Raw genomic sequence first — 23,625 nt, forward strand, 5'->3', positions numbered from 1 at the left:
GTATAGAATATCTGTGTGATTGTGCTGAGCATTTGACAATAATCTGAAAGTTTCATAATGAACATTGATTCTATACCGGGCAACGTGCCTTCCTTGTGCGTCAAATTGTATAGAAAATGCGCATCCTATTCCGTAATCCATGAAATCTACAACCATTATGAAATACAACTCGCAACAGACAGCAACGAAACATGATTGAAATTAACAAAACGTGTGTTAGTCTTGTGTGATGCTTTGTATGATATCCAATCGTTGCTTTAGCTCTTTATTTCATTTTTTTCCTCTCCTCCTGAGAGAAATGTATGATCACGACTGTGCATGTCTGCATAGGCATCAATAATTTTATAAATAAGGAGAGTGTATTATGAAAAGTCTTGTCATATGCTACGACGGCACATGGAACGACCCGGAAATGAATAAGGACGGGGTGAGCAGTACGACAAATGTATATAAGATCTCAAACCTTGTGGCAGACAGGGATAGTGACGGTAATGAACAGAAAGTGTACTATCACCCCGGTGTAGGCACTGAAGGTTTTATTGATTCACTATTAGGCGGGATGATGGGCAAGGGGATAGAGGATAAGATCTGCAGTGGATACCACTGGCTCGCCATGAACTATGAAGAGGGTGACAGGATATACATTTTCGGCTTCAGCCGGGGCGCATTCACAGCACGAAGCCTTGGCGGGCTTCTGGGGATAGGCCTTCCCCATATTAAGGATAAAACATCACACGAGCAGTGGAAGAAGGTGCATCGAGTATTCGAGGCTTACCGGACAGAGAGCGGCCTTGAAAGTTTTGATTCATTTATAAAGCCGGATGTTGAGCTGATTGGGGTATGGGATACCGTAGGTGCGCTCGGGATACCCGATGACCTTGAGGTAATAAATCTGTTTGATGATAAGAAGGACTGGGAATTCTACGACAATAACCTGGGATCGAATGTGAAACACGGACGTCACGCCATGGCCATCGATGAGATCCGCTCAAGCTTCACAGTAACCCGCTGGACCAACAGAGAAGGGGGAACAGCCAAACCTGAGAATGTGCATAAAGGAATCGTTGAGAAATGGTTCCCCGGGGCACATTCCGATGTCGGCGGCGGTAATGTAACATGCGACCTTTCGGACGGTGCTCTTATCTGGATGGTTGAGGAGGCTGAAAATATCGGGCTGAAATTCCGTGATAACTGGAAAAAAACCCTTAAGCCGGACCCTTGCGGGGTACTCCACGATTCCTACAGGGGGATGCTTTCAAAGCTTCGCTCAAGGCCGAGAAACATACCGGCGATGATAGAAGGCTCGGAGCATTTCCACGAAAGCGCCTTTGAGAGACAGCGGGTCTCCCCTCCGGGTTATCCGAAATACTACCCCACAAAGATTTTGGAGAAGGGTGAAGAGGTAGAGTTTGATGTTTTTGCCTCTGAACGTTGGAACTATACCGGCATATTCATCGAGAAGGGGAGCTATATATTCAGCGCCGATGGTGAATGGGTTAATGATGGTGAGAAATCCGACTGGAGGGGTGCAGAGGATGATGACGGCTCAATATTCGGGGGGATGATAAAGAAAGCTGCCGGCTCTGCCTTTGGTATGGTTGAGGATGCTTACGAGAGGCTGGCAGATAATAAATCATCGGACCTTCCCCTTACAAAGAGGGTAGAGGGTTTTCCTTGGTTTTGCATGGTGGGATCGGTTGCCAACGATATGGGGGAGTGTGCCGATTCAAGCAGGAAGAGAAGGGGGACGAAGAATGACGGCTCACCGTATCCTCATCAATATGTGCACCTTGCGTCTCATGGGGAGAGCAACCCGCTTGAAATCAATCACGAAGGCTATCTGTACTGCTTCTCAAACGACGCATGGCGTTCCTACGATGACAACAAGGGGAGCATACGCCTTCGGGTGAAGAGGGTGGAGTGAGCATATAAACCTGTCCAGCACAAAAAAAGCCCCGGCATCTTCACCGGGGCATTTATGGACTTATTTGATATACACTTATGTAACAAGTTAATGTTTGAGAAAGCCGGGGAGCATTGTTTTAAGGTGATCCCCAGTTTATCCAATATATTATGCTGTCAGATCGAGAGCCTTTTCCTCTGTACCTCTGAGTTCCTCAATGAGTGCATCGAGCTTTTCAAGGGTGAGCTCGAGGGTGTCGTGAGCCACCTCGGGTAGCTCGCCGAGATCCCTTTCAGCCGCTTCAAAGCCTTTGAGAACGCCCCTTCTGGCGGCCTCAAGCCTTGAGGGGTCTCCGCCGGAAATCGCCTCTGCGAAATCAAGGAGCCTGTCGGATGTTTTTTCTGCACCCCAATAGCCGTCTTTGCCGAACATCTCATCGTAGATGCCGCCGGTTCCCTCAGCTTCATCGGGTGTTTCCTCTGCCGATTGGGCTTCATCTCCGAACTCGATTGTTATGCTGATGCTCGTCTGACTTATGGAAACGTGTTCTCCCGTTTGCTCGTTGAATGACTGATAGCTGTATTCGTTCATCTGTACGGAAACAGAAGAGGCTGTCTGACCGTTCCATGAGTCCACTGCACCGGGACCTTCCTCAAAGAGTTTCTCCGCAAATGCTGTTATGGCATCTCTGAGGCTTTTGGGTGCTGAGTTGTGAACGTTTTCTGAATTGCCCCCCTTGTTGGCATGCTGGGGAACATTATTGGGCTGGGGCCGCATAAGGGCGGACTGGTATGCATTAGCAAGCATGATTCTCCTCCGAAATATACTGTCCTTAGTATTGGTTCTTCGAACGCAATGGTATGCTGTTCATTGAAGAACCCGGTTTCATTCCTTTGAAAAAGTCTGGATGGATGGTTCGAACCCTGCCTGGCAGTTCATCCTAAATTTGCCCCTGAACGGGGACTTTCTGCGTCGTAAGATGTATATCGGCCAAAGGGGGAAAAACTTAACAGGTAAGATCGTAACAGGCTGGTGTGTCTGATAAAAAGCCCCCTCGTTATAGAGGGGGCTTGATGGTTTATACGGTTAGTTTTCTCAGAACGAAATCGAGGATTCCGCCGTGCTTGAAGTATTGAATCTCCACATCGGTGTCAAGGCGGCAGAGAGTGTCAAACTGGATAACCTGTCCATCCGGTTTTTTGGCCGTAACTCTGAGGGTTCCTCTCGGTTTTATATCCCTGAGCCCTTCGATGGTCACCTCCTCGGTTCCGTCGATTCCGAGGGATGCCCACGACTCGCCGTTTTTGATAACAAGGGGTAGAATGCCCATTCCGGCGAGGTTACTTCTGTGGATACGCTCGAAACTTTCGGCGATGACAGCACGTATACCTAGGAGTTTGGTTCCCTTGGCGGCCCAGTCACGGCTGGAGCCTGTGCCGTATTCCTTACCGCCGAAGACGACGGAGGTTTTGCCTTCCGCCATGTACTTCATTGCGGCATCGTAGATAAATTCCTCACCGCCGTCAGGCATTATGCGGGTGTAGCCCCCTTCCTTGGGTTCGACCAGCTTGTTTTTAATGCGGACGTTGCCGAAGGTTCCCCGCATCATCACCTCATGGTTACCCCTTCTGGAGCCGTAGGAGTTGAAATCGGCGGGCTCTGTCCCGTGTTCCTGCAGATATCTTCCTGCGGGGTAGTCGGGGCGGATGGAGCCTGCGGGGCTTATGTGGTCGGTGGTTACAGTATCGCCGAGCAGGGCGATTATCTTAGCATCGCAGATATCCTCCGGCTCGGGGGGATTAACGGGGAAGTTTTCGAAGTAGGGGGGTCTGCGTATGTATGTTGACTTAGGATCCCACTGGAATATCTCACCGGAGGGTGCCTCAAGCTCCTGCCAGAACCTGTCGCCATCAAGGATACGTCCGTATTCTCGCTCAAAATCCTCTTTGGAAATACTCTTCTCCACAAGCTCCCAAATCTCTTCGGAGGTGGGCCACAGGTCTTTAAGATAAACGGGTTCACCGTTGGGGTTATAGGCCACAGGCTCGTTTGTGAGGTCCTTGGTTGTGGTTCCCGCAAGTGCGTATATAACCACGAGCATGGGGGAGGCGAGGAAGTTTGAGCGGACACTGCCGTGTATCCTCGCTTCGAAGTTTCTGTTGCCTGAAAGCACAGAGGCAACGTTAAGCCCGTTCTCCTTAACCGCATCCTCTATAATGGGGTTAAGGGGGCCGGCGTTTCCGATACATGTTGTGCATCCATATCCTGCCAGATGGAAGCGCAGAGCCTCAAGGTATGTCAACGTACCCGATTTTTCAAGATAGCTCGTCACCACCTTGGAGCCGGGTGCGAGACTTGTCTTCACGTAAGGGGGTACACGCAGACCGTGTTCCAGTGCCTTCTTTGCCACAAGCCCTGCACCAACCATAACGAAGGGGTTCGATGTGTTTGTGCATGATGTTATGGCCGCTATAACAACGGAGCCGTTCTTCAGTTTGAAATCCTCTCCGTTAAGGGTTAGGGGGATCTCTTTCTCGTTTTTAGAGCCCTCTTCGATAACCTTTGGCAGATCGGGGAGCTTCACCCTCTGCTGGGGCTTTGAGGGGCCTGCAACACATGGTTCAACGGTGGAGAGATCCAGTTCCACAACGCTTGAGTATTCCGGCTCGTCCGTTCCGTCATAGAAAAGGCCGTTCTCTTTTGTATACTTCTCAACCAGCTCAGCTTCCTCCTCCCTGTTGGTGAAACGGAGGTAGCGGAGTGTTTCGTCGTCCACAGGGAAGAAGCTCATGGTGCAGCCGAATTCGGGGGACATATTCGATATGGTTGATCTGTCGGGTAGCTTAAGCTCCTTTATTCCGGGGCCAAAGACCTCGACAAACTTCTCGACCACGTTGTGCTTACGCAGAAGCTCGGTAATGGTGAGAACCACATCCGTTCCTGTGATCCCCTCCTTTATCTTTCCTGTGAGCTTAAGACCCACAACTTCGGGGATGGGCATGTAGTAGGGCTGTCCGAGCATAACAGCCTCCGCCTCGATACCTCCAACGCCCCAGCCCATAACGCCGATGGCGTTGATCATAGGGGTGTGGCTGTCGGTACCCACGAGGGTATCGCATATGGCTACGCTCTCACCGTCGATCTCTCTGGTATCCACAACCTTGCCGAGATACTCGAGGTTCACCTGATGGCATATGCCCGAGCTCGGGGGGACGATGCGGAAGTTGCTGAACGCCTTCTGTCCCCATTTAAGGACGGAGTAGCGTTCGCCGTTACGTTCATACTCAAGGGCAACGTTCTTCTCAAGGCTGTCCTTACTGCCGAAGTAGTCCACCTGTACGGAGTGGTCTACGATAAGATCCACAGGTACAAGGGGGTTAATAACGGAAGGGTCCTTCTTCATATCATCAACGGCGTCTCTCATGGCGGCAAGATCCACAACGCCGGGTATGCCCGTGTAGTCCTGCATGATAACCCTTGCCGGGTGGTATGGGATCTCATGGGGTGCGTCATAGGTGGTCTTCCAGTTTGCGATCTCTTTCACATCCTCTTCGCTTACCACCTCGCCGTCCATGTTGCGCAGAAGATTCTCCACAAGGACACGTATAGAATAAGGGAGCCTGTTTATGTCGCCGACTCCATCCTTCTTCAGCTTCATTATGTCATACATTGTGAGGGAGCCCTTTGAGGTCTCCAGTGTTTTTTTGTAATCAGCTCTTTTCATAAAAACTCCTTTTCATATCATATGTTAAGGTTATTCATTCTTTCCTGTATTTCCGAATTTGTTCATAAATGTGCTAAGCAGCTCCACAGGTAGCGGGAATACTATGGTGGAGTTCTTCTCCGCAGAGATCTCCGTAAGAGTCTGCAGGTAACGGAGCTGGACAGATATGGGGCTCTTCTGCATGATATCGCTCGCCTCTGCAAGCTTTTGGGCAGACTGCATCTCACCCTCGGCGTGGATGATCTTCGCTCTTCGCTCCCTCTCTGCCTGGGCCTGCTTTGCCATAGCTCTCTGCATCTCCTGGGGGAGGTCGATGTGCTTTATCTCCACCGAGCTCACTTTAACGCCCCAGGGGTCTGTCTGCGCATCGATAATATCCTGCAGTTCCTGGTTAATCTTCTCCCTGTTGCTAAGGAGATCATCAAGCTCAAACTGGCCGATAACACTTCGCAGCGTTGTCTGAGCGAGTTGGCTTGTGGCGTAGTAGTAATCCTCAACCTCAAGGATGGCGTTCTGGGAGTTTATTACACGGAAATAGATAACCGCATTAACCTCCACGGAGACGTTGTCCTTTGTGATAATGTCCTGCGGGGGAACATCCATGACCACGGTACGAAGGTTTGTCTTTGCCATCTTCTCAATGATGGGGATTACGATGATAAGACCCGGTCCGCGCACTCCGGAAAACCGGCCAAGACGGAAGATAACAGCCCTTTCATATTCACGCAGAATACGAATGCCGTTGGCGATTAGTAGAACTACAAGTATCAGAAGAACAGTACTCGCCTGAAACATCAGTTGACCTCCAAAATCAATTTCTGTATCATTTTAACCTTAATAACAAACATTTTCCAGAAAACCGGAGTTTACCCCATGAACATAAGAAGTATGACAGGCTACGGCAAGGCCGCTGTTTCTGCCGATGTATGCGATGTCAGAATCGAAATGAAAAGCGTAAACAGCAAATATCTTGATCTTAACATCCGTATGCCCCGTTATCTCGCCTTTCTTGAGATTACCCTCAAAAACAGGATAAGGGAGCTTTTGGAGAGAGGCAAGGTCGATGTCTATGTTGATGTCGTTCTTAAGAAATCACAGTACAAGCCGATGCTCAACCATGAGCTCCTTGAGGGTTATCTCGCCCTCATGGATGAGATGAAGAACGACTACGGCGTTAAGGGTGAGCCCGAGCTTGACAACGTTCTCAGTCTCCCCGATGTTATCGGAACCAAGGAGGATGACCAGATAGGTGAGCTCGTTAAGCCGGTTCTACTCGAAGCGGTTGAAAAAGCCTGCACCGAGATAGATTCCATGAGGGTAAGTGAAGGGGACAGCCTTCGGGATGATCTTGAGGAAAGGCTTAATATTATCGAATCGATCAATAATGAGATTGACGAAAACCGTAATGACGTTTATCAATATTGGTACGACAAATACCGTTCACGTCTTAAAGATATAACAGATGGCGAGATTACCGAGGACAGGATAGTTCAGGAAGCGGCCATGCACGCCGAAAAAGGGGATATAACCGAAGAGGTTACAAGAATTGTGTCCCACCTGAAACAGTTCCGTGAAACCCTCGCCAAGGGCTCCCCCTGCGGTAAAAAGCTTGACTTTCTTTGTCAGGAATTCAACAGGGAGTTTAACACCATCGGCTCAAAGAGCTCGAAGGTGGATATAATCAACGGCGTAGTCCAGGGCAAAAGCGAACTGGACAGGATACGCGAACAGGTACAAAACATAGTCTGAGTTGATATGAAGGTATGGAAAGGCAAGCTCTTTGTGGTCAGTGCACCGAGCGGTGCGGGGAAAACCAGCCTCTGCAACCGTCTCCTTGAGGAAGAGGAGCGGATAAGCTATTCCATCTCCTACACAACCAGACAGCCCCGCCATGACGAAGAGCATGGGCGGGACTATTTCTTTATAAACGTTGAAGAATTTGAATCGATGATTGAGGACGGAGAGTTCATCGAATGGGCAAAAGTCCACAATAACTACTACGGAACGAGGAAGAAAACCGTTGAGGAATACCTCGCCGACGGAAGGGACGTTCTCCTTGACATTGACCCCCAGGGTGCAAGACAGTTGCGAAAGAAGCTGGGCTACGGGGTATATATCTTCATAACCGCACCAAGTATTGCAGAGCTTGAGAAACGCCTTAGAAACAGACGTACGGAACCCGAAGAGATAATGAAACTCCGGCTTGATAATGCCAGAAAAGAGCTTAAGCTTTTCGGCGAGTACGATTATATTATACTTAACCAGGATTTTGACGAAGCTTACAGATGCCTATCATCCGTATACCTTGCGGAGCATCTGAAAACCATTGATATAAACAGCATACACGACCTTATGGAAAAGGAGGAACAATAGACCATGCCGATGCTTGATATCGAAAAGATAATAAGAAAACCCCATGTAAGGAGCCGTTTCAGGCTTGTTCATATGGCGGGTGTTCGTGCGAAAGAGCTTAATGATGCTAGGGAGAATACCCTTGATGCACAGCTTGGCGACCACTATAAAGTGACCACCACCGCCCTTGATGAGCTTATCAGAGAAAAGGTTGCCTTTAGACAGATTGAAGAGGAAAATGAGTAACGTTCTAATTGGCGTTTCGGGCGGAATAGCCTGCTATAAGATACCTACGCTCTGCCGTCTTTTCAAAAGAGCCGGATGGAACGTTAAGGTTATCATGACAGATAACGCCGCCCGGTTTATTACACCGCTTACATTTGAGTCCGTAACAGGCACAAGGTGCTATGTCGGAGAGTTTGACCCGGGGTTGGACCCCGAGCTTATTGAGCATATAGATCTGGCCGAATGGGCGGATCTTTTCATTATTGCCCCGGCCACAGCAAACACCATAGCCAAGATAACAGGAGGGATAGCAGACAATCTGCTGACTTCTACTGTATTGGTGTATCGCAGACCACTCTTCGTGGTTCCAGCCATGAATACGAACATGCTTGAGAACCCAATGACACAGGAAAACCTTTCCAAACTCGAAAGACTAGGGCATACGGTTATGGAGCCGGACAGCGGCGAGCTCGCATGCGGAACCACCGGAAAAGGGCGTATGCCCGATCCTGATGTTATCTTCAACATGTGTGCAGGACCCAGGCCATTGGCGGGAAAGAAGGTTATTGTGACCGCAGGGCCTACTGTCGAGGCGGTTGATCCCGTACGCTTCATATCAAACCACTCAAGCGGAAGGATGGGACTTGCCGTTGCCGATGCAGCAAGAAGCCTTGGTGCAGAGGTACTTATCATAGCCGGCCCACTCAAGGTGGATACAAAGGAGCATGAGCTCATACCGGTCATATCCGCAAATGATATGCTTGATGCTCTTAAAGAAAACATAGACAGTTGCGACATCCTCATAATGGCCGCCGCCGTGGCAGACTATGCACCGGCAGAGGTTTCCGAGCATAAAATTAAAAAGGATGAGAGCGAGATGGTGCTCAAGCTGAGGCGCAACCCCGATATCCTTAAGGAGCTTGCTCCGTATAAGAGAGAAGGGCAGGTATTTTGTGGATTTGCCGCAGAATCACAGGATGTTGCGGACAATGCCCTGAAGAAGTTGAAGAGTAAATCTCTGGATATGATTGTAGCTAATGATATATCCAGAAATGACATAGGATTTAACTCCGCAGATAACGAGGCTGTAATATATTTCAGAGACGGCTCCAGCAAGGAGTTTGCAAAGGCTGGCAAGTTTGAGCTCGGCAAAGCTGTCCTCGAATACGCATTAGATATGCTCGGGGATGACAAATGAGCAGGCTTTTCGATGAAAACCCCATTGAGGAGATCTACGGAGTCAGTGAAATCCTTGAACCACAGGTTCCCGCCGTCCCAGAAGACCCCGAGGAAGAGGATTTCAAGGAAAAGGTTCTTTCCTGCACTAAATGCCACCTCCACGAGACCCGTACAAACGTTGTCTATGGTGTTGGTGATATGAATGCGGATCTGATGTTCGTTGGTGAAGGGCCTGGCGCAGAAGAGGACAAGCAGGGGATACCCTTTGTGGGGAGAGCCGGTCAGTTGCTTACAAAGATGATCATCGCCATGAAGTACGAGCGTGAGGATGTTTTCATCGCAAATATCGTTAAATGTCGTCCTCCCGGCAACCGTGCTCCCTATCAGGATGAGGCGGATGCCTGCATACCTTACCTGTATAAACAGATCGAGATGGTTAAGCCGAAGGTTATTGTCTGCCTCGGGAGCGTCTCAGCCCAGTATCTGCTTAAAACAAAAACAAGCATATCCAAGATCCGCGGAGAATACGTGGATATGAACGGTATCATGGTTATGCCCACCTTCCACCCTGCGTATCTTCTTCGTAATCCTAAGATGAAGAAATTTGTTTGGGAAGATCTCCAAAAGGTTATGAAAACTCTCGGCAAAATGTAGCATTTTTCTGTCACTGCTCAATAATTATGTGATAAAATTCCATATAGACAATTTCACCTACCAGGAGCAGAGCAATGTTAAAATATTTTGTTCTTATTGTATCGGTTGTGGCCTTATCAGGCTGTATGAAATCCTCGCCAAAGGTTGACCCGATGGCGTATCAAGTTATGCCATCGGACACTCATTTCATAACAATACCAGACACATGTAAATCCTCTTATACCTTTGAAAAGCCCCGAATCGCCGTAGTTGAGTTTAGCAATAATACTGGATACGGTGACATGAAGGCTCAGAATACCCAGTTCCAGGGAGAGTCTGAGACCAAACGTGTTAGCGGCGGGGTGGCCGGTGTAGTTGCAACACCCGGAGCAGTGGGTGTGGGTTATGTAGGTGCATCCAAAACAGATCATAAATACTCCGGCAGTGTAGACACATATATGAGAGATATCTCTCCTAAGGTTGGAGAATATGCTCAGAATGCCGTTGAAACGACTGTACACTCACTCGGCGGCATGGAGGTTTTCGATAGAACTAACCTCCAGAAGATAATGAGTGAGCACAAGTTTCAAATGACTGTGGGCGACCCCGATACAGCCGTTCAGCTTGGAAAACTTGCAGGTGTTGAGTACATCTTCACAGGAAGCGTTGATTCCATCAGTGCAAAATACGTCCCCAAATCAAGTACAAGAAATAACCAGGCAGGCTGGCTCGGTGCAGCTATGAGCCTTACTGCCATGGCTGCTAATACACAGTCCGGATGGATTGTGAATGTGGAAATGACAACCAAGATGCTCGATGTCTCCACAGGACAGGTGATCATAAACCGCAAGGTGCAGGGGCGTGAGGTTGCCGGCGGTGGTAAGGCACTGAATCCGGAGCTTATCGTAAGTGCTGCAAAGAAGGCGATGGGCGAAGCTGTGGCTGATCTCAATCCAGAACTCTCCCAGAAGTTTGCGCCCGGCGGCTACATAAAGCAGATTCGTGGCGGCAAAAAGGTTGCTCTTGTGAATATGGGCTTCAATAATGGTCTTGAGGCGGGTCAAAGCCTTGCAGTATATGATATATTCGAAGTCAAAGACCCATTCACTCAAGAATCAGCCTGTAATATGGCTATTATTCCGATTGAGGTAATTGTTTCTAATCAGATTCAGGAAGATCAAGCCTGGGTCGAGCTAAAGGGTGAGCCTGCTGCGCTTGAGAGAGTTAAGGTTGGTTCGCTTATACGCAAGTCGCAGGAGAAGGGGCAGAGTGTGTTGAAGAAAATGTTCTGATCTGATTTAATGTATGGAATTTCCATGGATTGGAAATTCCATTCATTAAATAAAGCAAAATTCCATAATATAAAATAAGAAAAGCGGCTCTGCCGAGAAGCCGCTTCACTTTGCTATTTTCCAGGTGTCATATTGTCTCAGTGCCTGTGTTTAAACAGTAACACTGCTTGGGTCCTATATTATCTGCGGGCAGCACCAGCGCAGGTTTTCCTGCTCTCTATGTGTGCCTGCTTAACAGCTATGTCGTAAGCTGCGTCGTACTTAATGAAGCCCTCAACAGCACAGAAAGTACTGATGTCATTTTCCATGGTATTTTTGGTGTTCTTAACGGAATCTGAATTTTTCATAATTCTGCCCTCGTTGTTTTATTATGACAATAAACAACGATAATATAACAAAATCAATAGATTGTTTTAAAAAGGGGTTATATAGAGTTATATATTGCTGGTGTGGCTAAATAATATTTTCTCGGCAAGAGATGTTGAGCAGAAGCTTTACAGCTGTGTCGATACACCGTCTACAGCTCCTGTACTGCCCTATACCAAAGGCCTTGGATGAGCTCTTCTTGATAGTTCTACAGCAGGTTGCTCCCATCTCTTGTTTGAAGCCCTTCATTATTTCTGCAGAAAGCTTTTCAGTGCGGGCGGGGGAGGTTATATTGTCCGTTCGGCCAATTCTGCTGCTCAGCAGGATTACAGATGCGTTCAGTGCACCGCAGATACAGCCTGTGGCGCCGATACCTTCCACGAGAGCGGTCATTGCTTTCTTTAGCTCATCGGGAAATTCAACGCCGAGAGCTTTTTCATATGTTATTGTGACAGCCTCTGAGCAGTAATACCCATCCTTAAAAAGGCGGAATGCTTCATCTGCATAGGTTTGGATTACCTCATCGGCACACAGGTTTGCTCTTTGCATAACGGGAAATATACAGTTCAGGAAGATCTTGTCAATAAAAACCTATCTATCGCTGAGATCATCATAGATCTGCTGAATGGAACCGAGGTTTTTGAAAAAATGGTCAACCAGCTTAGGGTCAAAGTGTTTACCTTTTTCGCTCTCAAGGAGGTCCAAGGCTTTTTGGAAGGGCCACGGGTCCTTATAAGGTCTTCTAGTGGTGAGTGCATCGAAAACATCTGCGATGGCGACAATTCTACCCTCAAGGGGTATATTCTCCCTTGTCAGGCCGTTGGGGTAGCCTGTGCCGTTAAAACGCTCGTGGTGGGTTAGGGCGATATTCGCTCCAGTTTCAAGAAAGGGGCTTTTTGTATTAAGCAGTATCTCATAACCGATGGTTGTATGAGACTTCATCACATCGAATTCCTCATCGGTAAGCTTGCCTGGCTTAAGCAGTATGGAATCGGCAATACCTACTTTGCCCAGATCATGGAGTGGTGCGGAGTGGAATATAATACTCTGGAACTCTTCGCTGGCTCCAATAGAAGAGGAGATAATCTTGCAGTAGTGTGCAACACGCTGGATATGGTGTCCTGTTTCAGGATCCTTAAATTCAGCTGTTTTACCAATTACATTGAGTGTTTCATATTCTCTTTGACGGATGTCTTCGGTGGCTTTTGAAACCTCCTCCTGTAGCAGGAGTGCTTTATTAGCCAGCAGAAGTTGTGAACTGCGGAGTGCGCCGAGATTCTTTACCCTGACGGTGAACTCTGCACCATTAACCGGTTTGCTCAAAAACTCCGTTGCTCCGCTTTCAAGAGCTTCCATCTTAACATCATTATCATCGGAAACAGCTGTGATCATAACGATAGGGGCGTCGGAATGCACCTTTCGTGCTTCCTTTATAAAGGTGATTCCATCAATATTAGGCATCATGTAGTCCACAAAGATGAGGTCCACATCGTTTTCTCGTACGTATGTAAGTGCTTCGAGGGGATCGGAAAAGCTAACAACGCTCAGACCAAGCTTGGCGGCCATCGCTTCTATAAAGAAGAGATTCACTTCCGAATCATCAACAGAAACCGCCTTCAGGTTTTCAAGCAAGTGTCACCTCGTTATTTTATCTGGATAATTTCCTCCCTGGAAATTATCCTGTTGTTCGGGCAAGGAAACCTTGCCCTCTCGCACTTCCGGCTTCGTCAGACCAGCAGAGCTGCTCTTCCTATCGCCTTCAGGGCTTTCCATTCATGGAAAGCTAATTGTTTCAACCCTAAATATATACCCCAAATTTGTTTTTAAGGGGTTCTTAAGGGGAACTTTTTACATAAAAATTTCCCCTTATTATATCTATGGAATTTACCACCCCTGGAAATACCATTGTTGTTCGGGCAAGGAAACCTTGCCCTCTCGCACTTCCGGCTTCGTCAGACCAGCAGAGCTGCTCTTCCTATCGCCTTCAGGGCTTTCCATTCATGGAAAGCTAATTGTTTCAACCCTAAATATATACCCCAAATTTGTTTTTAAGGGGTTTTAGGGGAACTTTTTACATAAAAATTTCCCCTTATTATATCTATGTAATTTACCATCCCTGGAAATTATCCTGTTGTTCGGGCAAGGAGACCTTGCCCTCTCGCACTTCCGGCTTCGTCAGACCAGCAGAGCTGTTCTTCCTTTCGCCTTCAGGGCTTTCCATTCATGGAAAGCTAATTGTTTCATCCTTAAATATATACCCCATTTTAATTTGGGAAATTCATTATCCTGAGAACTTCCCTGCCGCTTTGCCCAGCAAAGCCTTAGCTCCGCTTACTTGCGATCTGTAAGCTTTTATCTGTTAGGATATGTGTGGCAAAAGTTAATGAACCTCTCTATCAAAACACATTTTATGCATGCTATGCTGAAATGGCAGGCAATACGAGGAACAAGCGTCTCAGCCAGCTACATAAATATAGCTGACTGAGACTATTCTAATCAACCTTTTTTAGCTAAATTCAATAATATAGAAGGATAAAGCTTATCCATTATACTCGTATACTACATTACCGTTTTTGATTGTTTTTACTGCAATCCCCTTTAGGGGCTTATTCATGAAGGGCGAGTTAACGCCTTTGGAGCGGTTGAGCTCCTTGTTAAATGTGTATTCAAGTTCAGTGTCAATAACTGTAAGATCGGCAAGCATCCCTTCTGCAACAGCACCTTTATTGTCAAGCTTGAGCAGTTTAGCGGGTGTATATGAGCAGAGTTTAGCCATTTCATTCTCAGTTATAACACCTGAACGCACAAGGTTGAGAGTCAGCGGAATGAGCGTTTGAAGTCCTGTAATACCGAAGGGAGCCAGATCGAATTCCTGAAACTTTTCATCGATATGGTGGGGTGCGTGATCCGTTGCGATGCAGTCTATAGTGCCGTCTGCGAGGCCATCTTTCATGGCCTGAACATCCGCCTGTGTACGAAGGGGAGGGTTCATCTTAAAGTTTGTGTCATAGTTGAGGAGCTCGTTGTCTGATAGGGTGAAATGATGGGGAGTAACCTCGCAGGTTACCTTATATCCCTGCTCTTTGGCCCACTTGATCAGCTTGAGTGAGCCCTCTGTGCTTACATGGCAGATGTGCATGTGTCCGCCGGTGAGCTTTGAGATGAGGATATCCCTTGCGATCATAATCTCCTCTGTTTCTGCCGGTATGCCTTTGAGTCCGGTTATGGTGGATACCTCACCCTCGTTGATGACACCGCCTCCGGCGAGGTGTTTGTCCTCGCTGTGGCTTAGTATCATTGCACCGAAGCCCTTGGCATACTCCATAGCCCTGCGCATAACATCTGAGTTAAGAACGGGGAGGCCGTCGTCGGAGAAGGCGCATGCTCCGGCTTCGAGCATATCGCCCATCTCAACAAGCTCTTCACCCTTCATCCCTTTTGTGACAGCACCCACGGGGAGGAGGTCTATAAGCCCCTTATTCATGGCTTTTTTCACCATGAACTCAGTGGTAACACGGTTGTCGTTTACTGGCTTTGTGTTTGCCATGGGGCACACAGTGGTGACACCGCCGGCAACAGCCGCTTCGGAGCCTGATTCGATATCTTCCTTGTACTCAAGACCCGGGTCACGAAAATGCACGTGCATATCTATAAGCCCCGGCATAACGGTCTTGCCGCCAATATCAATGACCTTATCCGCTTCGGGTTCATCGGTGGTAATGCTTTTTATGATCTCATCCTCAATGAGGATGTTGGCTTCCTTTGTTTCGTTGTGGTTTACAATCCTGCAGTTTTTAAGAAGGGTCTTCATTGTTATCTCCTTTCTTTATTCCGAGAAGGTAAAGAGCCGCCATACGGACAGCTACGCCGTTTTCAACCTGGGGGAGTATCACCGAATTTGTGTAGTCCGCAATCTCGCTTGAAAGCTCCACACCTCTGTTTATTGGTCCTGGGTGCATGATTATGGCATCCTTGGCGGCCATGTTGTAGCGCTTCATGTTAAGGCCGTAGAACTTCGCATACTCTCTTACTGAAGGGAGGAGAAGCTTGCCCATCCGCTCCCTCTGGATACGGAGCATCATGATAACATCCGCACCCTCAACGGCCTCCTCCATACTGCTGCACATATGGCATGCGAAGGGATCCGTATTTACTGGCAGCATTGTTCCGGGTCCGAAGAGCCTGAGATCCACACCGAGCTTCTTCATCGCCCATATGTTAGAACGTGCCACACGGCTGTGGGTGATGTCGCCGATAATTGCTACCCTAAGACCGCTCAAGTCACCCTTGTGCTGGCGTATGGTGAGCATATCAAGCAGAGACTGGGTAGGGTGTTCATTAAGGCCGTCACCCGCATTTATAACTGACGCTTCAGTATTTTCTGCAATAAACCTGATAGAGCCGCTGTAGGCGTGACGCACAACGAAGACATCGGTTTTCATCGATTCAATATTCCTAACGGTGTCTATGAGTGTCTCACCCTTTGCAGTGGAGCTTGCAGAGGCGGAGAAGTTGATTGTATCAGCACCGAGACGCTTTCCGGCTATCTCGAAGGAGGTTCTGGTTCTGGTTGAGTTTTCGAAAAAGAGGTTTACAACGGTTCGCCCTTTGAGTGTGGGTACTTTCTTAACGCTTCTTTCGTTGATTTCACGGAACTTGTCCGCAGTGTCGAGGAGGTATGTAATCTCCTCGGGGGTAAGGTCTTTCATCCCTATAAGGTCTTTCCTTTTGAATGACATTCGCTTCTCCATTACTGGTCTTTTTTCATTATGGAAACCGAATCTATACCGTCCGATTCCTTAAATTGCACGTTCACTTTTTCTTCCAGGGAGGTGGGCACAAGTTTGCCAGTGAAATCCGGCTGTATGGGAAGTTCTCTGTGTCCTCTGTCGATAAGCGCAACGAAGGATATCTTGTCCGGCCTGCCCATGTCTGTAAGGGCATCCAGAGCAGCACGAACCGTTCTGCCGGTAAAGATAACATCGTCCACAAGCACAACGTGCTTCTTGGCGATATTGAACTCAATCTCAGTTCCGTGGATAACAGGATGTTCCGCAATCTGCGTAAGGTCGTCTCTGTAGAGTGTTATACAGAGGTAGCCTATGGCAATATCCCTTCCTGTGTGTTTCTTTATCTCTTCTTTGAGTCTGTCTGCAAGGGTAGCACCCCCCCGCTTAATGCCGACAATTGTCAGCTCTCGGGTGTTTTGATTCTGGTCTGCTTCCAGAATTTGAAACACCAGCCGGGTTATCATGCTTGATATTTCATCGCTATTCAGGATCTCTTTTGCTTGTGCCATGTACCGTTGCCTCCTATGTTTTTTATGGAATTTATCATCCCTGGAAATTCCATTGTTGTTCGGGCAAGGAAGACCTTGCCCTCTCGCACTTCCGGCTTCGTGAATTGAGAATAGCTCAATTCAGCTTCGCCTTCAGGGCTGTCTTTATTATATCTATGGAATTTACCATCCCTGGAAATTCCATTGTTGTTCGGGCAAGGAGACCTTGCCCTCTCGCACTTCCGGCTTCGTGAATTGAGAATAGCTCAATTCAGCTTCGCCTTCAGGGCTCCCATCCATGGGAGCCTGTATCATACAAACTTAATATCTTCTCACAACTCACAAGATGAGTTTTTGAGGGGTGGTTAAGGGGTGGTTTGTTCCCTAAAAAGCACCCCTTAATTTATCTATAGAATTTACCATCCATAGAAAGCTTATTGTTTCAACCTTAAATATTTGGGAAATCCATCATCCTGGGAAGTTCCTTGCTGCTTTGTTATGGTGAAGTCTGTTCTATTACATTTATTTAACAAGCATAGTTATGGCAAAAAAAAAGCCCTCCGTCCCCGGATCATCGGGGCGAAAGGCTTATCCTTTACGCAATTTATTTCTTAGTTTCTTCTTTAATCTGTAATGCATCTGTTCACCTTAAAGAGTTTATCTTTTCTGGTTTGATAATGTCAATAAATAACGTTGAAGAAACTTCAATTTTTTAATAATATGTCGAGTTATGAATTATTCCGGCTTTGCCGGTTCTAAATGTATAAACCATGGGGGATTTATGTTAAGCAGAATACGTATTGCTTTTCTCGTTCTAACGGTATCACTCCTTGCATACGGCTGTGTTCCCGCAGTATTTCTTCTTGGGGCGGGTGCTGCTGGAACAACTTACAGTGTAACCACCGATTCCATTACCGACACAGTAAACATTTCAAGGGAGCGTTCCTTCGAGGTAATGGTGGATGTCATTAAGAACGATAAAGGGATCATCCTTGAGAGCAGCATTGCAGAAGGGCGTATATATGCCGAGATGCTTGGTTCCGAGGTGATTGTTACTTTTGAAAATATCGGAGAAGGGAGTACAAAGATCAAGATAAGGGCGAGGAAGACGCTCAACCTGATGCCTGACAAAGAGACTGCCACCCGTGTATATAAGAGTTTCATCCAGGAAGTTAGATGATAAGAAAGGCAAGACTGGGTGATGCGAGAAACATCCAGAAGCTTATAAACAGTTATGCAGAAGCGGGGGAGATGCTCCCCGTTAGCCTGAGCGAAATAATTGAGAGGATCCTTGAGTTTGTAGTGTACGATGAAAAGGATGAGATCCTCGGATGCTGTGCTATCCATCCATCGTGGGAGGATTTGGCAGAGATACGTTCCGTTGCTGTTAAACGGGGATGTATCAAGAAAGGGATCGGTCGTCTGATGGTTGAGGAATGCCTGAGTGTAGCCAGTGAGTTAGGAGTTAAGACCGTCTTTCTGCTCACCTACCAGCCGGGGTTTTTTGAGAAGTTCGGCTTTGAGGTTGTGGAGAAGGACACACTCCCCAGAAAGATCTGGTCGGATTGTCTCAAGTGCACCAAGTTCCCCGATTGTGACGAGATAGCTATGTCCATGGAGATTTAATGACAGATCTTATAGATATAATAAGCAAATACGAGAATAACTTCGATTATATAGAAGCCGTTGTCAGAACCTCTAAAGGTGGCTCGGCGGATGTCAGGGAAGGGGAGCTTGAAGAGGCTTCCTTTTTCGATTCAAAAAGTGCAGGCATACGTGTTTTCAAAGATAACAAAGCGCTTTACTACTCTTACTCCGGGAGTGATAGCGGAGGTCTTGAGGATTTTCTTAACAGTGCAGAAGCCCTGTTTTCCTCTGTGGAAGAGGATGAGAACACCGCTGTACCCTCATTTGACGAAAACACGGCGGAGAGTGAGGACCCTGCTCCGGTGTTAAAGCCTGAAACCCTTATGAAAAAGGCCTTCGAGATCGAAAAGAGCGCTCTTGAATACAGCACAGAGGTATCAGCCGTTAAGGAGGCTGGCTTTAGCGAGGGTGTTTCAAAGACCGAAATAATAGCTTCAGGTAATCGCTATAAGTCATATACAAGAAAGCTATTCTCAACATCGGTCTATCTTTTGGCAGGTGACGATGGTGAGAACCAGGACGGTTTCGACAGCGCATATTCTACCGATGCAAGTGGAGACTGGCACACAGTGACCGGCAAACGTGCTGCGGAGCTTGCCGTTTCCCTTATGGGTGGCAGACCTCTGGATTCCGGAGAATACACCGTTGTTTTTGAGTCCTCCGTTGCGGCTCAGTTCATAGAGCTCATAGCAGAGATGCTCGATGGAGAAAACATATATAAAAAAACCAGCCTGATGTGCGACAAGCTCGGCACAAAAACGGCATCGGATAAGCTCACAATTATAGATGACCCCCTCAGAGAGGAGGGAGCGGGATACAGACCCTTCGATGACGAGGGAACACCCTCCTGTATAACGCCGCTTATATCCGAAGGTATCCTTTCCAGCTACCTGCACAACAGCTACACAGCGAGGGCGCTGGATATGGATAACACCGGCCACGCTTCCGGAGGCAAAGGGCGTATGGGGATATCACCATCAAACCTCATCGTTATCCCCACTGCTATGGAGCGTCCGAAGGAATATATCCTTATCACCGATGTGATGGGTATGCACACTGCGGATCCTGTCAGCGGTGATTTTTCTCTTGGGATATCTGGTGTGGTCTATGAGAACGGCGAAAGAACGAAGGCGTTCAGGGAGTCTGCAATGGCGGGTAATCTTGGTGAGCTCCTTGAATCGGTCGAAGAAATTTACGATAATGCCAGGTTCCACGGACGTGTATTCACAGGGGATATCCTGTTCGGCAGGATGTCTGTGAGCGGTAATCAGGAGTAGAAATGACGATAGAAGAAGCACAATCAACTTTCAGCAGCATTCAGGAACGTGTGGAAGGGTTCCGCAACGTTGTTAATGAGGACGAGAAAAGAGGGCGTATCGAAGAGATCGACAAGCTCTCCATGGAGGATCCGGAGTTCTGGTCGAAGAAAGAGTCTAAGGTATACATGAAGGAACAGGCGGCGCTTAAGCGGTTTATGTCGGACTGGGATGCCCTTATGGAGAAGATAGGGGATACCGAGGTTCTCTTCGAGATGGTTGAGGAGGACGAGTCAATGAAGAATGAGCTCCTCAGCAATGTTGAAGAGCTTGAGAAAGAGGTTCAGAGTTTTGAGCTCAAGCTTATCCTTAATGACCAGCATGATTCCAACAGTGCAATCCTCACCATAAACGCAGGCGCTGGCGGAACGGAGTCCAACGACTGGGCACAGATGCTCTACCGTATGTTCACCCGCTATGCTGAGATCACGGGCTTTAAGTACGAGATTATGGACTATGTCGAGGGTGAAGAGGCGGGGATCAAGTCCGCAACGATAAACGTCATCGGTCCCTACGCTTTTGGTTATCTCAAAGGTGAGATCGGTGTCCACAGGCTTGTGCGTGTTTCACCTTTTGATTCACAGAACAGAAGGCACACCTCCTTCGCAGCTGTTTTTGTACTCCCTGAAATTGATGATGATATTGAGATCGAGATTAACGAATCCGACCTTGAGATAGACACATACAGGGCAAGCGGTGCCGGCGGCCAGCACGTTAACACAACCGATTCCGCCGTTCGCATAACCCACGCACCTACCGGCATCGTTGTTACATGCCAGAACGAGCGGAGCCAGCATAAAAACAAAGCCCATGCCATGAAGCTCCTTAAGGCTAAACTCTATGAACATGAGCTTGAAAAGCGTAATGAGGAGAAGGAGAAGCTGGAAAGCTCCAAGACGGAGATAGGGTGGGGGAACCAGATCCGTTCCTACGTTATGCACCCCTATAAGATGGTTAAGGACCTTCGTACCAAACACGAAACGGGGAATGTAGATTCGGTTATGGACGGCAACCTTGACCCCTTTATCAGGGCATACCTACTCCATTCCGCAGGTATTGACAGTGACTCAGAAAAAGATTGAGGCGCTAAGACCCACTTACGCACAGATAGATCTAAGAGCCTTCGCCCATAATATTGAGAAGGCCAGGGAAATCGCCGGTACGGATATTATCGCCGTTGTAAAGGCGGACGGTTACGGCCATGGTGCACTGCGCATGGCGGAGTATGCCTTCAAGGAGTGCGGGGTGAACCGCTTCGGCGTTGCCACCATCCTTGAGGGGATGATCCTCCGTGAGCATCTGGGCGAGAAGCCGATGATATTCGTGCTGGGGTATGTGGATTCCAACTTCTACGATGAGGTTACGGAGTTCAACCTTATACTCACCATGTTTGACAAAGAAATAGCCGATTCCTACCATTCATGGCTCGAGGAGAACAACCTCAAGGCGGATGTCTCCCTGAAGATCGATACAGGGATGAACAGGCTCGGTTTTGAGCCGGACCTCACCATGTACGATTTCACAACGGCATGGCCCCGTTTACGTGTCTGCCATGTTATGACACACCTCTCCAGCTCCGACACTGACAGGGAGTACACCAGACACCAGATACAGCTCTTTGACAGCTTTGTGGAGAAAAACCGTATACGTGTGCACACCAGTGTTATGAACTCCGCAGGCCTTGCCGGATATGAGAATACACACTCCCTTGTGCGCCCCGGACTATTTCTGTACGGCTATCTGTATGGGGAAAACCGGATTGACCTTCACAAGGTGATGAAGATATACTCTAAGGTAGTACACATAAAAACCCTCAGAAAGGGTGAAACCACCAGCTACAACAGAACCTTCACCGCCGAGCGTGATATGACCATAGGTGTTGTTCCTGTGGGGTATGCGGACGGCTACCGCAGGTGCTTCTCCAACAATATGGAGATGCTGGTTAACGGTGTCTACTGCCCCGTCGTGGGTACGGTGTGTATGGATATGACGATGATCGATCTCAGAGGTGTCGATCTGAACGGAGCGTATCCGCAGGTTGAAGTGCTTGGTGAGAATATCTCGGCAAACTATTGGGCTGAAAAGGCTGATACTATATCATATGAAATTCTTTGCGGGATCTCTGACAGGATCCCCCGCATATATTCCGATTGAACAGGAGCCCCTTTGAAATGAACTCTCTCCTCGCTTTTATAGGAAAACCGATCCTCTCCTTCATGCGCTTTAATGGAGAGATCGCTCTGTATTTCCTGGAGACACTGCGCTGGACCTTCCGTCCTCCGTTCAGGATGCGTTTATTCCTCAAGCAGATAGAGTTCATCGGTGTAAACTCCCTCCCTGTGGTCATACTTACGGGAAGCTTTACGGGGATGGTTTTTGCATTCCAGAGCTATATCGGCTTCAATAAATTCGGTGCAGAATACCTTGTCGGTGTGGTTGTTGCACTGGGCATGGCAAGGGAGCTGGGGCCTGTGCTTTCTGCGATTATGGTCGCTGCAAGGGCCGGCTCGGCCATAACAGCGGAGATAGGTACCATGGTTGTCACCGAACAGGTGGACGCCCTGCGTTCCATGGCGGTGGATCCGGTTCAGTATCTCTTTGTACCCCGCATCCTGGCGGGTCTTTTCGTTATGCCCCTCCTTAATGCAGTGGCTGTTCTGTGCGGTATTATAGGGGGCTACTTCGTTTCTGTGAGGCTTCTGGGTGTTAACGAAACCCTTTATCTGGATAATATGTACCGGCTTGTGGAGCTTAGCGACTTTCTTAACGGAATGGTCAAATCCTTCGTTTTCGGAGGCGTTGTAACGCTTGTTGGGTGCTATAAAGGCTATACCACCACAGGCGGCGCAGAGGGAGTGGGGCGGGCCACCACCAGCTCTGTGGTTCTCTCATGTGTCCTTATACTTGTCTTCGACTATATACTTACAGCGTTCATGTTCAGAGGCTGATGATGGAAAAGGCTATCGAGCTCATAGATGTGCATAAAAGTTTTGGAAAACATGTAATACATCAGGGGATAGACCTTGATATAATCAAGGGTGGGATAACCTGCATAATCGGCCCCTCAGGTACCGGTAAAAGTGTCCTCCTTAAGCAGATGAGCGGTCTACTCCCCCCGTCGAAGGGTGAGATAAAGGTGGACGGCAAAAGTATTGTGGGTTTGAAAGGCGATAAGCTCATGAGTATTCGGAAGAAATTCGGCATCCTCTTCCAGAATGCAGCACTCTTCGACTCTATGACAGTGATGCAGAATGTGGCGTTTCCCTTGAATGAACATTCGAAGAAGTCTAAGAAGGAGATCGAGGAGATCGTCATCGACAAGCTTCACCTGGTGGGGCTTAAGGATGTTGAGGATAAACTCCCCTCCGAACTTTCCGGCGGTATGCGAAAGAGGGTGGGGCTGGCCAGAGCGATAGCACTGGAGCCCGATATCATCCTCTACGATGAACCGACCACAGGGCTTGATCCAATCATGACCGATGTGGTGGACAGCCTCATCTTCGATACGCAGAAGAAACTGGGGAAAACCTCTGTGGTTGTTTCCCACGATATAGAAAGCACCCTCAAGATAGCGGATCATATCGCTATGCTTTACGAGGGGCGGGTTATACATTTCGGAACCCCCGAGGATTTCGAAAGAACGGACAATCCATACGTAAGGCAGTTCTTCTCCGCATCCAGAGAAGGGCCCATAGACGTAATCTGATAAC

The 23,625-nt window shown here is 48.0% G+C and carries 23 protein-coding genes; 14 read left to right on the forward strand and 9 right to left on the reverse strand.

Going from position 1 to position 23,625, the window contains the following annotated elements; genetic code table 11:
- Positions 1 to 364 precede the first annotated feature (364 nt).
- Positions 365 to 1,924, forward strand: coding sequence for a T6SS phospholipase effector Tle1-like catalytic domain-containing protein (locus K300_RS0102055; protein ID WP_022850001.1), 1,560 nt, complete (start codon positions 365 to 367; stop codon positions 1,922 to 1,924).
- 147 nt (positions 1,925 to 2,071) lie between these two features.
- Here K300_RS0102055 and K300_RS15885 read toward each other — a convergent pair whose 3' ends face one another.
- The 3 genes from K300_RS15885 to K300_RS0102070 all read right to left on the reverse strand — a co-directional run bounded on the left by K300_RS15885 (position 2,072) and on the right by K300_RS0102070 (position 6,422).
- Positions 2,072 to 2,710, reverse strand: coding sequence for a hypothetical protein (locus tag K300_RS15885; protein WP_022850002.1), 639 nt, complete (start codon positions 2,708 to 2,710; stop codon positions 2,072 to 2,074).
- Positions 2,711 to 2,981: 271 nt separating this feature from the next.
- A complete protein-coding gene (acnA, locus tag K300_RS0102065) occupies positions 2,982 to 5,627 on the reverse strand; it encodes an aconitate hydratase AcnA (RefSeq protein ID WP_022850003.1) in 2,646 nt (881 codons plus the stop codon).
- A gap of 30 nt (positions 5,628 to 5,657) precedes the next feature.
- Positions 5,658 to 6,422, reverse strand: a complete 765-nt coding sequence (locus K300_RS0102070) for a slipin family protein (RefSeq protein WP_022850004.1) — start codon at positions 6,420 to 6,422, stop codon at positions 5,658 to 5,660.
- 78 nt (positions 6,423 to 6,500) lie between these two features.
- Between K300_RS0102070 and K300_RS0102075 the strand changes: the two genes are divergently transcribed.
- The 6 genes from K300_RS0102075 (at position 6,501) to K300_RS0102100 (ending at position 11,308) form a co-directional block, all read left to right on the forward strand.
- Positions 6,501 to 7,376, forward strand: a complete 876-nt coding sequence (locus K300_RS0102075) for a YicC/YloC family endoribonuclease (RefSeq protein WP_022850005.1) — start codon at positions 6,501 to 6,503, stop codon at positions 7,374 to 7,376.
- A 6-nt stretch (positions 7,377 to 7,382) separates the two neighbouring features.
- Positions 7,383 to 8,000: a guanylate kinase gene (gene gmk, locus K300_RS0102080; RefSeq protein WP_022850006.1), complete on the forward strand. Its 618-nt coding sequence runs from the start codon at positions 7,383 to 7,385 to the stop codon at positions 7,998 to 8,000.
- A 3-nt stretch (positions 8,001 to 8,003) separates the two neighbouring features.
- Positions 8,004 to 8,225: a DNA-directed RNA polymerase subunit omega gene (gene rpoZ / locus K300_RS0102085; protein WP_022850007.1), complete on the forward strand. Its 222-nt coding sequence runs from the start codon at positions 8,004 to 8,006 to the stop codon at positions 8,223 to 8,225.
- A complete protein-coding gene (gene coaBC / locus K300_RS0102090) occupies positions 8,218 to 9,402 on the forward strand; it encodes a bifunctional phosphopantothenoylcysteine decarboxylase/phosphopantothenate--cysteine ligase CoaBC (RefSeq protein WP_022850008.1) in 1,185 nt (394 codons plus the stop codon). The genes rpoZ and coaBC overlap by 8 nt, the downstream gene beginning before the upstream one ends.
- Complete coding sequence (locus tag K300_RS0102095; protein WP_022850009.1) at positions 9,399 to 10,037, forward strand: uracil-DNA glycosylase; 639 nt, start codon at positions 9,399 to 9,401, stop codon at positions 10,035 to 10,037. Before coaBC ends, K300_RS0102095 begins: the two co-directional genes overlap by 4 nt.
- Before the next feature lie 152 nt (positions 10,038 to 10,189).
- On the forward strand, positions 10,190 to 11,308 hold the full coding sequence (locus K300_RS0102100; RefSeq protein ID WP_238320632.1) for a CsgG/HfaB family protein: 1,119 nt from the start codon (positions 10,190 to 10,192) through the stop codon (positions 11,306 to 11,308).
- Positions 11,309 to 11,487: 179 nt separating this feature from the next.
- On the opposite strand, the gene K300_RS16660 is transcribed toward K300_RS0102100, so the two are convergent.
- The 6 genes from K300_RS16660 to pyrR form a co-directional block, all read right to left on the reverse strand.
- The gene (locus K300_RS16660; protein WP_022850011.1) at positions 11,488 to 11,655 is read right to left on the reverse strand and encodes a hypothetical protein; all 168 of its coding nucleotides are present in this window, start codon (positions 11,653 to 11,655) and stop codon (positions 11,488 to 11,490) included.
- 106 nt (positions 11,656 to 11,761) lie between these two features.
- Entirely contained in the window at positions 11,762 to 12,223 is a 462-nt protein-coding gene (locus tag K300_RS15890; RefSeq protein ID WP_022850012.1) for a C-GCAxxG-C-C family protein, read from the reverse strand.
- A 42-nt stretch (positions 12,224 to 12,265) separates the two neighbouring features.
- A complete protein-coding gene (locus K300_RS0102115) occupies positions 12,266 to 13,306 on the reverse strand; it encodes an HD domain-containing phosphohydrolase (protein ID WP_022850013.1) in 1,041 nt (346 codons plus the stop codon).
- Between the two features lie 907 nt (positions 13,307 to 14,213).
- On the reverse strand, positions 14,214 to 15,485 hold the full coding sequence (locus tag K300_RS0102120; RefSeq protein WP_022850014.1) for a dihydroorotase: 1,272 nt from the start codon (positions 15,483 to 15,485) through the stop codon (positions 14,214 to 14,216).
- Complete coding sequence (locus K300_RS0102125) at positions 15,469 to 16,413, reverse strand: aspartate carbamoyltransferase catalytic subunit (protein WP_022850015.1); 945 nt, start codon at positions 16,411 to 16,413, stop codon at positions 15,469 to 15,471. The genes K300_RS0102120 and K300_RS0102125 overlap by 17 nt, the downstream gene beginning before the upstream one ends.
- 11 nt (positions 16,414 to 16,424) lie before the next feature.
- Positions 16,425 to 16,973: a bifunctional pyr operon transcriptional regulator/uracil phosphoribosyltransferase PyrR gene (gene pyrR, locus K300_RS0102130; RefSeq protein WP_022850016.1), complete on the reverse strand. Its 549-nt coding sequence runs from the start codon at positions 16,971 to 16,973 to the stop codon at positions 16,425 to 16,427.
- A gap of 760 nt (positions 16,974 to 17,733) precedes the next feature.
- Between pyrR and K300_RS0102135 the strand changes: the two genes are divergently transcribed.
- Genes K300_RS0102135 through K300_RS0102165 form a run of 7 tightly spaced genes read left to right on the forward strand, consistent with a single transcriptional unit; the run spans position 17,734 to position 23,621 of the window.
- The gene (locus K300_RS0102135; RefSeq protein WP_022850017.1) at positions 17,734 to 18,132 is read left to right on the forward strand and encodes a DUF3568 family protein; all 399 of its coding nucleotides are present in this window, start codon (positions 17,734 to 17,736) and stop codon (positions 18,130 to 18,132) included.
- Complete coding sequence (locus K300_RS0102140) at positions 18,129 to 18,578, forward strand: N-acetyltransferase (protein ID WP_022850018.1); 450 nt, start codon at positions 18,129 to 18,131, stop codon at positions 18,576 to 18,578. Before K300_RS0102135 ends, K300_RS0102140 begins: the two co-directional genes overlap by 4 nt.
- A complete protein-coding gene (locus K300_RS0102145) occupies positions 18,578 to 19,876 on the forward strand; it encodes a TldD/PmbA family protein (RefSeq protein WP_022850019.1) in 1,299 nt (432 codons plus the stop codon). The genes K300_RS0102140 and K300_RS0102145 overlap by 1 nt, the downstream gene beginning before the upstream one ends.
- Positions 19,877 to 19,878: 2 nt before the next feature.
- Entirely contained in the window at positions 19,879 to 20,997 is a 1,119-nt protein-coding gene (gene prfB, locus K300_RS0102150) for a peptide chain release factor 2 (RefSeq protein ID WP_022850020.1), read from the forward strand.
- A complete protein-coding gene (gene alr, locus K300_RS0102155; RefSeq protein WP_022850021.1) occupies positions 20,978 to 22,069 on the forward strand; it encodes an alanine racemase in 1,092 nt (363 codons plus the stop codon). Before prfB ends, alr begins: the two co-directional genes overlap by 20 nt.
- A 17-nt stretch (positions 22,070 to 22,086) precedes the next feature.
- Positions 22,087 to 22,863 (forward strand): MlaE family ABC transporter permease, encoded by a 777-nt coding sequence (locus K300_RS0102160; RefSeq protein ID WP_022850022.1) that lies wholly within the window; start codon positions 22,087 to 22,089, stop codon positions 22,861 to 22,863.
- Positions 22,864 to 22,865: 2 nt separating this feature from the next.
- Entirely contained in the window at positions 22,866 to 23,621 is a 756-nt protein-coding gene (locus K300_RS0102165) for an ABC transporter ATP-binding protein (protein WP_026836242.1), read from the forward strand.
- Positions 23,622 to 23,625: the final 4 nt, after the last annotated feature.

The sequence above is a fragment of the Limisalsivibrio acetivorans genome (genome assembly GCF_000421105.1).
GTDB classification, from domain to species: domain Bacteria; phylum Chrysiogenota; class Deferribacteres; order Deferribacterales; family Geovibrionaceae; genus Limisalsivibrio; species Limisalsivibrio acetivorans.